The organism is Wolbachia endosymbiont of Drosophila innubila (assembly GCF_021378375.1).
Classification (GTDB): Bacteria; Pseudomonadota; Alphaproteobacteria; order Rickettsiales; family Anaplasmataceae; genus Wolbachia; species Wolbachia pipientis.
This window is the reverse complement of the sequence record NZ_CP076228.1, coordinates 705632-718587: the sequence shown is the minus strand read 5'-3', so window position 1 is coordinate 718587 and position 12956 is coordinate 705632. Positions and strand designations below refer to the sequence as shown.

8 protein-coding genes, 1 tRNA gene and 3 pseudogenes are annotated in these 12956 nt (G+C 36.0%); 3 read left to right on the top strand and 9 right to left on the bottom strand.

All coding sequences use genetic code 11. From position 1 onward, the window contains the following. The first annotated feature begins 195 nt into the window (after nucleotides 1-195). Nucleotides 196-1122: pseudogene (locus tag J4T77_RS07570) on the top strand (IS5 family transposase). Nucleotides 1123-1228: 106 nt separating this feature from the next. On the opposite strand, the gene J4T77_RS03930 reads toward J4T77_RS07570, so the two are convergent. The 9 genes and pseudogenes from J4T77_RS03930 to J4T77_RS03890 form a co-directional block, all read right to left on the bottom strand. Further along, nucleotides 1229-1315, bottom strand: a tRNA-Ser gene (locus J4T77_RS03930). A 31-nt stretch (nucleotides 1316-1346) separates the two neighbouring features. Continuing rightward, entirely contained in the window at nucleotides 1347-2153 is an 807-nt protein-coding gene (locus J4T77_RS03925) for a DUF2163 domain-containing protein (RefSeq protein WP_010962809.1), read from the bottom strand. A 436-nt stretch (nucleotides 2154-2589) separates the two neighbouring features. After that, a complete protein-coding gene (locus tag J4T77_RS03920) occupies nucleotides 2590-4569 on the bottom strand; it encodes a WD0745 family porin (RefSeq protein ID WP_233640975.1) in 1980 nt (659 codons plus the stop codon). Nucleotides 4570-4771: 202 nt separating this feature from the next. After that, nucleotides 4772-5596 carry a 3'-5' exonuclease gene (locus tag J4T77_RS03915; RefSeq protein ID WP_190321335.1) on the bottom strand — a complete coding sequence of 275 codons (825 nt, stop codon included), beginning with the start codon at nucleotides 5594-5596 and terminating at the stop codon, nucleotides 4772-4774. After that, nucleotides 5589-6473 (bottom strand): GTPase Era, encoded by an 885-nt coding sequence (gene era, locus J4T77_RS03910; protein ID WP_190321334.1) that lies wholly within the window; start codon nucleotides 6471-6473, stop codon nucleotides 5589-5591. The genes J4T77_RS03915 and era overlap by 8 nt, the downstream gene beginning before the upstream one ends. A 250-nt stretch (nucleotides 6474-6723) precedes the next feature. Next, the gene (cydB, locus tag J4T77_RS03905) at nucleotides 6724-7746 is read right to left on the bottom strand and encodes a cytochrome d ubiquinol oxidase subunit II (RefSeq protein ID WP_010962802.1); all 1023 of its coding nucleotides are present in this window, start codon (nucleotides 7744-7746) and stop codon (nucleotides 6724-6726) included. Further along, entirely contained in the window at nucleotides 7739-8434 is a 696-nt protein-coding gene (locus J4T77_RS03900; protein ID WP_233640974.1) for a cytochrome ubiquinol oxidase subunit I, read from the bottom strand. Before J4T77_RS03900 ends, cydB begins: the two co-directional genes overlap by 8 nt. Continuing rightward, a pseudogene (locus J4T77_RS03895) lies at nucleotides 8431-9262 on the bottom strand (IS5-like element ISWpi1 family transposase). Before J4T77_RS03895 ends, J4T77_RS03900 begins: the two are co-directional and overlap by 4 nt. A gap of 48 nt (nucleotides 9263-9310) precedes the next feature. Then, nucleotides 9311-10063, bottom strand: a pseudogene (locus J4T77_RS03890) (cytochrome ubiquinol oxidase subunit I); the annotation flags it as partial. Nucleotides 10064-11065: 1002 nt separating this feature from the next. Here J4T77_RS03890 and J4T77_RS03885 point away from each other — a divergent pair. Beyond that, nucleotides 11066-11686: a superoxide dismutase gene (locus J4T77_RS03885; RefSeq protein WP_190321333.1), complete on the top strand. Its 621-nt coding sequence runs from the start codon at nucleotides 11066-11068 to the stop codon at nucleotides 11684-11686. Beyond that, nucleotides 11683-12954, top strand: a complete 1272-nt coding sequence (locus J4T77_RS03880) for a M16 family metallopeptidase (RefSeq protein ID WP_190321332.1) — start codon at nucleotides 11683-11685, stop codon at nucleotides 12952-12954. The genes J4T77_RS03885 and J4T77_RS03880 overlap by 4 nt, the downstream gene beginning before the upstream one ends. Nucleotides 12955-12956 lie beyond the last annotated feature (2 nt).

The window sequence follows — 12956 nt, the reverse complement described above, 5'->3', positions numbered from 1 at the left end:
AACGTGCATAGCTGTACGAACATTGAGATATAAAAGTAATTTATACCAAGAAGAAAGATGTCATCCAAATAGCCTCTTTTCCTGTCATCCCAGTGCTTGACACTGGGATGGCTCTGTTGCATCGCAACTGAAAAAATCTGGTGGCTACTGACAAAATTCATTATAAAATAGCCATTTAACCGCTTAAGGAAAAATATGCCACAAAAAATGAGAGTTAGTAACTGCCATGAATATAACAAATTTCTAGAAAAAAGAGGAAATATTTTTCGTTACATCGATAAAGCTATCGAAAATTGGTATGAAAATAGTCCAAAAATGCAGGGCGGCAACTATATTTATAGTGATAAAGTTGTGATTTTAGTGCATATAATCGTTAATCTTTTTAGAATTGGCTTAAGACAAACAGTCGGGTTTATAAAAGGATATTTGCAACAAATAGGAAGAGATTTAGCAGTTATCAGCTATTCGCAAGCTTCAAAAAAAACTTAATATTAAGATCAATGATTGCAGAATTGATAAAAATAATATGGAAGATATCGAAATTGCCATAGATAGCACAAGCATCAGCATTTATAACAACACACAGCAAGGAAAATAGCGCTGACAGAAAATATCGTGGTTATGAACAGACAAGAAAATTGCATGTAATGTTGAATATAAACAGCAAAAAAGCCATAGCTGCAAAATACAGTAACGGTCTGATCACTATGGAGCTTGCGATTTACTTAAAGGAGTTAATTTTCAGCATGCCATAAAAGCACTATATGCAGACAGAGCATATGACAGACATAAACTCTATAAATTGTGTGATGAATGCGGCATAAAGACAAAAATTCCTCCAAAAAAACAATGCAGCAGAGCATCCAAAGTATGGCAGAGAGAAATGCTGCAATTAGACTAATAAAGTCATACAGCGAAGATGGAATGAAGAGGTGGAAAAGGCAAACAAACTACGGAAAAAGATCTTATGTAGAAAGTTTTTTCTCGCGACTGAAACAAACATTCGGGTTTAATTTTCGGAACAAATCTGAAATTAATCGTGGGAAGGAACTGCTACTCAAGTGTTATTTGCTTAATCAATTTACTGACATTGGTATGGCTAAATTTGAAATGGCTACATGAATTTATCGTAAATTACCACCGCATAGTTGTAACATTGTACCATATTACAATGTTCGTACAGTTGTGTGCGCGACCGGGGGTTTTATACTATTCTAGAAGTAACATACGGAAAAAGGGGGATTCGAACCCCCGACATATTTTCATATGTGCACGCTTTCCAAGCGTGTGCTTTAGACCACTCAGCCACCTTTCCATGCTTATTCATAATATTGAAAATTGTACTGCTAAACAATATAAAAACCTGGTATATAGGGTTCACCACGAAAATTCACAGTATTGTTAAACTTGCTTCTGCAAGTTGGAAATGTTTTATCGCAACCTGCGAGTATTGAATATTTATCTCCAGCAAAAATTTGGTATGGAGGCGAAGTAAACAACGTAACTACTTTATTTTTATATTCTTTTACTACACCTTCAAACGCTATTGAGCCAAAGAATTTTACTACTCCGTGCTTATAATATTCATCACTCTCAGTTAAATTCGTGTCTTCAAATCTTCTTTCGTCTATTACTTTAGTGATTGTACTTATTTTACTAAATTTTTTAGTATCGGCTTTACATTTATCATCGCAAAATTGTGCTCTGCATGCAGGAGAGTATAATTCTGCTATGCTTCTCTCAAGCTTTGCTGAAAGCCCTCTAATTTCAACAATAAATCTTCCACTACTTAATGTCACTTTACCAAAAATTCCTGAATGTAGATTCATTGTTCCCTGGGTCAAGTCTTTATAATTCACAAGAAATATTTCAATGTTTGCAAAGTCGTACTTTCCTGATAAAACATCTTCTTCTTTAATATCAGCACTATTTAATATCCCTTCAATTTCTAGATTATCAGTTTTCAAATCGCTGTTTAATATTATACTACTGGCTGTAAATCCACTTGAAGATTTATAGAGTATATTATCAATATTTAAATCTTCATCATAGTCAGTGAATCCCATTACTTCTCCACCTGCGAGCTTTAATTTCCAGCACGTAGCGGTGGTAAGTAATTCTCCAGCTAAATGATTTTTTAGTGTGGTTTGCATAGGGGCCTCCTGCTTAATTGATTAAATTTGAAAGTAGCTATACGGCCAGTAGAATAAGGGCAGTGTGTTCTTTTCTCATCATCTAAGTAGCCATAAAGCGTCATTCCGGTGACCATAGGGTGTCATTCCAGTGCTTGACACTGGAATCCAGGAAATTTTGCTTGTAAGTAAGCAAACTGATTTGGTGAGCATAAAAAGTGGCTGATCTTATGCTGAACAAACGCTTTTGATGAAGTTGCATGGAAAGCTGGATCCCAGTGTCTGGGCACTGGGATGACATCCTTCTTGGTGGAGTGTCCTCAAATCACAATGTTCGTACAGTTGTGTGTCACGCACTGGGATGACAGGAGAGAGGACACCATATGTTTATTTGATCGACAAATAAACACTAACAGACAAGAATACACCACAGTTAACTGTGGTGTGTACTGGCTGGTTAGAAAGAAAACTTCACACCAGTAAGAAGGAGAATTCCTTGGTTAGAAGGTACATCAGCATCAGACTCATCTTTCAGCTTACCTGTTTCGTTAGTCATAAAATAATGGAGAGCTGCGTAAGGAACAAATTTGCTCTTACTGCATGCAGGAGACAGATCATATTGAACGCCAAGTGCACCATCATGAAGCATATCTTTGTCATTCATTCTGCTGCCAAAATACGTCAAACTTGTGTAGATATTCTCATGTTGATACCCAGCTCCTACAGTCCAATACATGGTATCTATACTATCTTTACCAAATTGAGCTTTCAGCCCTTCCACTCTTTTGCCATCAGTATCATCTTTACTATCAATTTCCGTGTAGGTATTACCAATTAATTTTTTAATACCCTTCGGTTGACCAGATTTGCCCAAGTATGCAAAAGAGGCAGCAAACTTTACGCCTTGATCTTCATTAATCTTATAATCAGCGCTTACACCAAAATTAACACCCATCAGGTCATTATACTCCACAAATTCCTTATAAAGATGCTTATCTTTACTTGGTTGCTTTGGAAAGCCATATTCACCAACTGCAGAAGTTTTAACTTTTATGTTATGTTTATCAAAGTCATATTCATATGATGCACCAGCACTTACTATGTGCTCATAGTCTGGGCCGACATGCTTTATCGTTTCCTTATGTTCTATCTTATCGCCTTTATCTTCTGAAACTGTTTCTTTTACAGTAAACAAACCACTATCATAACGAGGTGAGTAGCTGATACCAAATCTTGCGCCCATATAATTTGGTGAGTAGTAAGCAACTCTAAATGGCAGTGTAGTCATAACGCCTTTGTTATATTTCCCTGCCATGCGGAAAGAGAATTTTTCACTTTCACTCGAAAAACTTTCAGTGTAAAGACGTGGTGTTACATAAAATGGAAAGCTAGCAGCGCTTCCTTCTAAGTTCACTTTTCTGAACCAGTCACTATCTGCAGCTCCGTCAACAGTCGCAATTCTTGTTGCATCAAGCCTCATCAGAGCCTCAGGACCAAATTGGTAACCAAGCTTCACGTCACCATATTTTGAGTTAACAAACACATGCGCACTTCTGCCTTTTGCAGCATAAACACCCTGTGAAGCTCCCTTACCTTCGGTCACTGGAACATGAAACTGCACGTCAGCACCATAAAGAAGACCTAAATCTTCATTCTTATTTTCTGCTCTGAGGTGCAATATTGCATCAGCAATCATACCCATATCGTTGCTGTAATCACCAATATTTCCTATTCCTTTATAGAATATTGGATTTGCTCCTCTTGTTATATCTGAAGTGGCATTATAATACTCTGTAGATCTGTTTGGCATAACGTTATAACGTTTATAATCTGCGCCACTTGGTCCAGCTTTGCCATAACCTTGAGCATCAACAACACCACCAAAAGTTATTCTTAAATTACTTTGCCCTTGATTGGTATCGATAATATCAACTCCACCAACTGAAACAACAGGACTTGCCTTACCTTTTTCCTCTGTATTTTTGTTAACAACTTTTATATCCTTCTTTACATCTTTAGCTTCAACTTTAGCATTCTTAGTTTTAGAACGCTTAGTTTTTGAAACTTTACCTTTTTCTATATTAGAATTCTTAGCGTTTAGAGCTTTCGCTTTTGAATCCTCTATAAGCTTTGCTTTTTTCTCATTTGCTAGCCTGATCTCCTCTTTTTTCTTCTGCTCGGCTGCTAATCTTAGCTCCTCTTTTTTCTTAAGCTCTTCAGCTTTTTTTCTTGGATCAGCATTACATATTCTGTCCATCTTTTCTTTCAGTTTTTTATTTGATGTTTTCATAACTTCCACTTTTCCAGAAGTTTTTGTGCTCTCTTGCTTTTTTATTTCCTTCATACTCTCATCAGGAAAGTCAGCTGCAAAACTGCTGAAAGAACATAAAGTTAATAAAGAAACTAGAGCAGTTCTAGTATACATAGACTTTTTCATGAAGTGCCCCCAAAAAATTTCGAAATCATATCTTAAATGTAAATAGTATAAAAATGTTGAAAATTCAACTTAAAGCAACCTTATAACAAAAATAAAAGTAAAATGCAATACCTTAAAAGCAACTTTCTTAATATGCTCAACGTGTATATTAACCAAAATTTAGTAGAGAGGTTCGCTTGTTAGTGCATTATAACTCGACTATTTATTCTATGGAAGTAAAATTTCCACCACAAGTTATTTGCCATTCTTCTTTAAATTTCTTTAGGTATTCTTTTTTTTCGCACTCTAAAAGTAGCTCTTCCACACTTTTGTTGTAGCTTTCAGTAGTAATCCTTCCCTGATGATGCATGAACCTTAAGTAAATCAAATAAGTGTTAATTACATCTGTTTCACAATAATCTCGAATCTCTTGTATCTTGCCGCTATCGTATAAGTCCATAACTTGTGACCCATCAACTCCAACCTTACCAGGAAGATTAAATGCTGCACAAACTTCGTTCATTTTTACTCTCGCAGAAGCTCCAAAATCAGAGAGGGATTCAAGCAAATCACAATGCCAATCACTGCTATATCTCTGATTGTAACTATTCCACTTATCGCCAGCTTTATGAAAATATTCTGCTTGAATGCCATGGACCATAGCACGATACTTCAGCACTGGTATATCAAAAGTGCGTCCGTTGAACGAAACTAATCTTGGCTTTTTCTCTGATATGTAGTTAAAAAATCCTTTCACTAGCTCCTTTTCACTGGAATTTAGTGTGCCTCCAGATCTTATTTCTTGCAGTGTGAACACCTCATAACCACTCTGGTAGCTTATATTGCAAAGTAAAAAACTAATAACTACAACAAGGTGAAAAGGCTGACGCAGAAAAGAGTTTTGCCCGTTTGTTATTTCAAGATGATATTTTGTTAATGCATCCCTCTTCTCTTCTACACTACTATCATCACTAATATTGAGTAAATTTTTGCAGGAATTTACATCTGGTATAGTTTCAATATCAAATACCAATAAAGAATTAAGCATTGCCTATATACTCCTCCGGACGGTCGATCCAAGGTCGCACTTTCACAAATAAAAAGAGGTGTACCTTGCACTCAAATAATTTTTCTAGTTCAGCACGCGCTTCGATATTAATTTTTTTAATATTACTGCCATCTTTTCCTAGTACTATTTTTTTATGACTATCTTTCAACACAAATATGATCTGTTTGATGACTAAACTCTTATCTTTTTTTTCCTCAAATTGTTCAGTTATAACAGCTGTAGAGTATGGCAATTCTTCACGCAAGTTCAAGAATAATTTTTCTCTCGTAATTTCTGCTGATAAAAAATTTGTCGAGGAATCGGTTATTTGATCTTCTTCATAAAACCAGGGGCTCACCGATGCAACTTCAGACAAGTAATTCATCAAATCAGAAAGTCCATCATTCTTTAATGCTGATATCATAAAAACCTTTTCAAATTTATAAAGCAAATTCAGATGCTCATGCGCCATCTTTAATTCAGGCCTTTTTACCAAATCAGTTTTATTGATAACCAAAATGCATCTGCCTTTTGTGCGCTGCAGCCGCATAAATATAGTCTTAATTCTTTCTATATTTTTCAAATAATTGCTTACATCAACAAGCAACAAAGTGATGTCACTATCCTTAACTGCCGACCATGCAGATTTGACTAAAGCTTTTTCAAGTTTTGTTTCTGCTGAGAAAATTCCTGGGGAGTCAGTAAAGACAATTTGTGTGTTGTTGCATGTTGCAACACCCCTTATTTGCGTCCTTGTTGTTTGCACTTTAGGGGTGACAATTGCAATTTTCTTGCCTATGATGCTGTTAATTAATGTAGACTTCCCAGCATTTGGTAAGCCAGCTATGGTTACAAATAAGCATCTTTGTTCTTTCACAAAGAAAATTATAAAGAAAACTGAATGCCCGCGTCAAGCTACTTATATGACAAGAAGGATGACAGAACCCTTTTTGGTTAGCATGCAAAAAGGAAAAAAACTTATTCTACAAATTAAAAATACAATATACTCAAAAACTTTTCAGAAAATCCATAAGAGGGTTTGCTAATGAAGGCTCTTGAGTTGACGCCATTGCCTGAACAACTGCTTGATTTAAGGGTAACGTTTTAACCATAAGGTCACTAACTCCTTAATATGTGTGTTCATAATTTGATTTTCCACGAAAGACATAATAGCAATAACCAGTGTAAGTTAAAATGATTGGTAAAAGCGGTATTATAACAATGAGCATTAAAGATAAACTTGGCCCAGAAGCAGCTGCATCCAGAATGGTATATTGAAAAGGTATAATCCATGGGTAGATACTAATTCCTAAACCTAAATATCCCATAAAAAAAATAGCAATACTGAGAAAGAATGGACGGTACTCCCGTTTAGTATTCTGAAGATCAAACCACAGCATGAAAAATAGCCAAGATGTGAGTAATGGAATAGAAAATAAATAATAAAAATTTGGCATGCTAAACCAAAAGTTTTTAATACGTTCATTTAAAAATGGTGTCACTACACTCACTAGTCCCATGAAAATACCTACAAAACCAAGCGTATAAGAAGCAACCTTGCGTGCCCATTCTTGTGTTATATTTTCTGTCTTCATTATGAGCCATGTAGAACCTAAAAGTGCATATCCAAATATCACAGCAATGCCTGTCATTACACTAAAAGCACTTGCCCAATCAAATTGGCCACCAGAAAAGTTGCGTCCGTTTACTTCTACACCATGTATAAATGCACCTAAAATCATGCCTTGGCAAAATGCAGCACCAAGTGACCCAAAATGAAAGGCATAATCCCATAATCGCCTGTATTTTCCTTCTGCCTTAAAACGAAACTCAAAGGATACTCCGCGCACTATAAGGCCAAGCAGCATAATAATGATTGGAATATAAAAAGCAGGCATTAATATTGAATATGCAAGAGGAAAAGCAGCAAACAACCCTCCACCACCCAATACCAACCATGTTTCGTTTCCATCCCAAAATGGTGCAATTGAGCTTATCATGTGATCACGGCATTTATCTGACGGTGCAAAAGGAAGTAAAATACCAATACCTAAATCAAACCCATCCATTAAAATATACAGTAAAACAGCTATGGCAATTAGTAATCCCCAGATTAGGGGTAAATTAATTAAGGAAGAAAAATCAAACATGATTGTTGTCCTTTCCAGATGTACCAGCATCAATCACTGAAGCTCCAATACCGTGTTTATAAAATTGCTCTTCTTCTTTAATGACAGGAATTCCTTTGTATATAAGTTTCAGAATATAGTAACTACCTGCTCCAAATATAAGGGTATACATAACGATAAATGCAATCAAAGACCATGCAACCTGAGGACCGGTAATCGCAGATGAAAATGATTCAATTGTGCGCATAATTCCATATACAGTGTAAGGTTGACGGCCAATTTCAGTAGTAAACCAACCTGCAAGTAACGCTATGAACCCAGACGGCATCATTGATATCCACCATCCATGTAAGAAACAACTTTGGAATAATTTGCCACGAAGATACTGTATAACACTTACTGACCCAATTATGATCATTAAAATTCCAACTCCAACCATTATACGGAAGGACCAGAATACCCATACTACAGGTGGTCTATCTTCTTTTTTCCATTCCTTTAATCCTTTTACTTCTCCTAAAAAATCATGTGTTAAGATCAAGCTGGCAAGATTAGGAATTTTTATCTCGTAGTGATTAATTTCATTTTGCTGATCCGGATAAGCAAATAAAAGTAAGCCAGCCCCTTTTTCGGTTTCCCATATACCTTCCATTGCAGCAATCTTAGCAGGTTGATGCTTTAGAGGTTGTTCGGAAACTAGTAAATTCAAGCATATTCCCTCTTTAACATAACCCTACTCATAGCTAGGTATATGAAATTCTCAGTGGATGTTGTGAGTAAATCATACTCCTTCGATAGCCTTCTATTCCTATTAACCCAAGCAAAAGTCCTTTCTACAACCCATCTTCTTGGCTGTACTTTAAACCCTTGTTCTCTTGTTGGTAGTAGCTCAGGTGGCGTATCTTTGTGCACCCAAAATCTACATGGAGGCCTTTTAACAATTTCAATATCTATGTCATATTCTTCCTTTATGTGATTCTTTAAATTTCTTCCTTGGTATCCCATGTCAGCCCACATTTTTTTTAACTTTAGTATATTTTGTTCTCATATTGTTTAATGCTATTTTAATACCATCTCTATCATTTTCGTTAGCAGCGCCTACGTAACAACCTAGTATAAAACCCTGAGTGTCTGTAATTATATGCCTTTTTCTACCCTTTACTTTTTACTTCCATCATAGCTTTGATCCCCCCTTTTCTGTAGTCTTTACAGATTGACTATCTACTATACAGGCACTCGGCTGCTCATTCTTTCCTATTTTTCTTCTACTATATTTTGTAATTTCATAATTCATTTTCTCAAAAATTCCCTGCTTCTTCCATTGCCTGAACTGCTCATACACAGTCTTCCATAGCGGAAAATCATTTGGTAAATACCGCCATTGACACCCTGTACGCAATACATAGAAAATTGCTTCTAATATTTCTTTTTTGCTATACTTTGGCAGCCTTCCTCCTTTCTTGTATGATACTCTGAAGTGTTTTTCTATTCTTGCCCATTCCCTTTCGCTTAGATCTGTTGGATACTTTTTTCTCATCTTTACCCCGTACTAAAATTTCAGATATTATAGCCTTTTACTTGTTTCCGGACAACCTCTTAGTGTATTTAATCCATGCCTATCTCCCATGAACAGCTGAAATGGTGCAGCTAAAGCTACCATAATGGTTGCCATACCAAGCATAATTCTTGCTTGAGGAGCATGTCGTTTTCTCCAAAGATAAAATGCTCCTACACCACCAACCACAAAAGCTGTTGTAAGATAGGCTGCTGTTACCATATGAATAAAGCGATAAGGGAAAGAAGGATTAAAAATAATCTCTAACCACATGGTTGGATATAGGAGACCATTCTCACCAATCGTGAATCCAGCGGGTGTTTGCATCCAACTGTTGGCCGCAATAATCCAAAAAGCTGAAATAAGCGTTCCCACTGCAACAATACAAGTAGAAGCAAAGTGCATACGAGAACTTACTCTATTCCATCCAAATAGCATAATACTCAAAAAAGATGCCTCCAGAAAAAAGGCTGTTAAAACCTCAAAGGAAAATAGAGGGCCGAGAACATTGGCTATGCGGTCAGAAAAAATCGACCAATTGGTACCAAGTTGATATGACATTACAACTCCAGATACCACTCCCATGCCAAAAGCAACGGCAAAAATCTTGATCCAGAATTTATAAACATCACGGAAACGTGTATCACCAGTCTTAAGCCAACACCATTCCAAAAAGGCTAGAAAACTTGCAAGCCCGATCGTGAAAGCAGGAAATATAATGTGAAAGCCTATTGTGAAGGCAAACTGAATTCGAGCTAGCAGCACAGAACTAAATTCAAACATTTTATCCAATACCCATGTATTACAAATAATAGCCAAATCTACCTATAATTCAATCCATTTTTTCACAAAATTGACCTTACCCAGAAAAAGTAGAGAGAAAGTTAAGACGTTTTTGTCATGAGAATAAATTGTGCAGGAATACAACTGTTCTCCCTTGTCATACCGTCACGGTATCTCTAGATCCCGCTAACACGTAGCGGAATGACGAATTACTTAACCATCATTACACCGTCATACCGCGATTCATTCGCGGTATCTCTTAGCCGCTAACAAGCAGCGGGATACTTAACCATCATCTACACCGTCATACCGCGATTCATTCGCGGTATCTCAAAGCATAGATCCCGCTAACAAGCAGCGGGATGACGATTGTCGTTTAGCCATAAATATTAAGAAATTTACCAAATGAAAAAAAGGCAAAAGAAGCCCCGTGGTTATTATCCGCTTTAAAATATTGGCGTTTTTTATGTTTTAAACGCTTGACAAGCGAGATTCAGCCGCTTTTAATTGCAACTAACTTACGCTGCAAATGTTTAAGAAATTTACTAAGCAGAAAAAAAGACAAAGAATCCCCGAGTTAGCTAGTCTTTTACTATCTCTGTCGAGTATTGGCATTTTTTGATGTCTTGTAACGCTTTATAAGCGCGTTCAGCTTATTTAGATAAAAACCTAGATGTAGATGAAGTTTTGTAAAGACATACAGTATCTATATACTGTAAAAAATTGAACATAAGACGCCGATACATTAAGTAATCCTTACCTTTTAATCTGCAGATTGGCGAAAGCAAATACAATAGCTTCAGTTTCATGATAAGGGGGTTGGCGAAGGGTGTTAAGTAACTTTTGTATTTAATCCATTTCTATGGCTTATATGATAATCGTTATTGTAGTATAATTTAGAATAATGCAATAGATATCTAAATGTTTTAGCTATTAATTATATGTTGCACAAAAGCATATATTGCCCTACCATCCAAGTAGGTTAGAAATAAAGAGGTTTTTATGAGTTTTACTTTACCTGAATTACCATACGATAAAACAGCTTTGGAGCCTTATATATCTGCAAAAACCTTAAATTTTCATTATGATAAGCACCATAAAGGATATTTAAATAAACTCAATGAGCTAGTTGAAAATACGGATTATCAACATGTAACAATTGAGGAATTAATAACAAAAGTGCATGGTAATAGCGGCAACTTGCCTATATTTAATAATGCAGCACAAGTTTGGAACCATACTTTTTATTGGAATTCAATGAAAAAAAATGGTGGTGGTAAGCCTAAAGATGGTAGTCTTCTAGCAAAAAAAATTCAAGACGATATCGGTGGCTTTGATAAATTTTATGAAGAATTTTCGAGTCATGGAGTAAGCCAGTTTGGCAGTGGATGGGTATGGTTAGTGCTCGAAAAAGGTAGGTTAGGAAAGCTCAAAATCACCAAGACTCCAAATGCAGATTTGCCAATAATTTATGGCCAAGTGCCACTACTCACTATGGATGTGTGGGAGCACGCCTATTATTTAGATTGTCAAAACCGTAGAATTGACTACATAAAAGTTTTCCTTGATCATTTGATTAATTGGGATTTTGCAGAAGAGAACTTAGAAGAATATATGAGATGAATATACCCCGGGTAACAAAATTAGATAATGGTCTGCGCATAATAACTGAGCAGGTGCGTGATATTGATTCCGTAGCTTTAAGCATACGAGTTGGTGTTGGCAGTAGAGCAGAAAGTGCAAAGCAAAATGGAATATCCCATTTTTTAGAACACATGGCTTTCAAAGGGACGAAGACAAGAACTGCCTTTGAAATTGCAAAAGCTTTTGATGACATAGGTGGAGTTTTCAACGCTAGCACCGGTAGGGAAAGCACCACCTATTATGCAAAAGTCCTCAAGAAAGACATAAAAACTGGTATTGATATATTAATAGATATATTGATGAATTCCACGTTTCCAGAAGATGAATTGGAACGTGAGAAGGGTGTTGTAATACAAGAGATTTTTCAAACTAATGATTCACCAAGTGACATTATTTTCGACAAATATTTTGAGGCAGCTTATAAAGACCAACCATTTGGTAGGTCAATCTTAGGCACGCAAAATACTGTAAAATCTTTTACTCGAGGAGATCTAGATAATTACATAAATGAGCATTACTTTGGTGAGAATATGCTATTTGCCGTTGCAGGAAATGTTGAACATGAAGAAGTTGTTGCATTAACCAAAGATTTTCTCTCAAAGATTCATTCTAAAAAGCTGAAAAAAAGCCAAAATGCGAGCTGTACTGGTGGTGAGTATTTAGAACATCGTAAATTAGATCAGGTACACTTGCTAATTGGTCTACCTAGTGTTTCTCGCCATGACGATAAATATCACACGTTTCAAGTGCTTGATTCTATATTAGGGAGCGGAATGTCATCACGTTTATTTCAGGAAGTAAGGGAAAAGCAGGGATTAGCTTACTCTGTTTATTCATTTAATTCCAGCTATACTAATACAGGAATATTTTCCATTTTTGCTGGTACAGACAGTAGTAACTTAGATAAGCTTTTAAAATCTATAACGACAGAGTTGAAGAAGTTGTCTACAGATGATCTGAAGGAAGAAGAAGTAAATAGAGTGAAAGAGCGAGTAAAATCCCAAATTTTAATGTCACGCGAAAGTGTTAGCTCACGTGCTGAAACATTGGGACACTACTACGGTAACTATAATAGGTACATCAGTAAAAATGAATTAATAGAAAAAATTAGTGCAATTACCACTGCTAACGTAAAAAAAGCAGCAGAAGAATTGTTATCTCAGCATGAAAAAACCACTCTAGCTGCAATTGGAGAAATTGAATCATTGCCAAGTTACGATAAAGTGGTTTCTATGCTTAAAGCTTAGTG

What these genes read in the sequence shown, in the direction of transcription:
- J4T77_RS03880 (WP_190321332.1), top strand. Translation starts at nt 11,683, where the DNA reads ATGAATATACCCCGGGTAACAAAATTAGATAATGGTCTGCGCATAATA.
- J4T77_RS03920 (WP_233640975.1), bottom strand. Translation starts at nt 4,569, where the DNA reads ATGAAAAAGTCTATGTATACTAGAACTGCTCTAGTTTCTTTATTAACT.
- J4T77_RS03915 (WP_190321335.1), bottom strand. Translation starts at nt 5,596, where the DNA reads ATGCTTAATTCTTTATTGGTATTTGATATTGAAACTATACCAGATGTA.
- cydB (WP_010962802.1), bottom strand. Translation starts at nt 7,746, where the DNA reads ATGTTTGATTTTTCTTCCTTAATTAATTTACCCCTAATCTGGGGATTA.
- J4T77_RS03925 (WP_010962809.1), bottom strand. Translation starts at nt 2,153, where the DNA reads ATGCAAACCACACTAAAAAATCATTTAGCTGGAGAATTACTTACCACC.
- J4T77_RS03885 (WP_190321333.1), top strand. Translation starts at nt 11,066, where the DNA reads ATGAGTTTTACTTTACCTGAATTACCATACGATAAAACAGCTTTGGAG.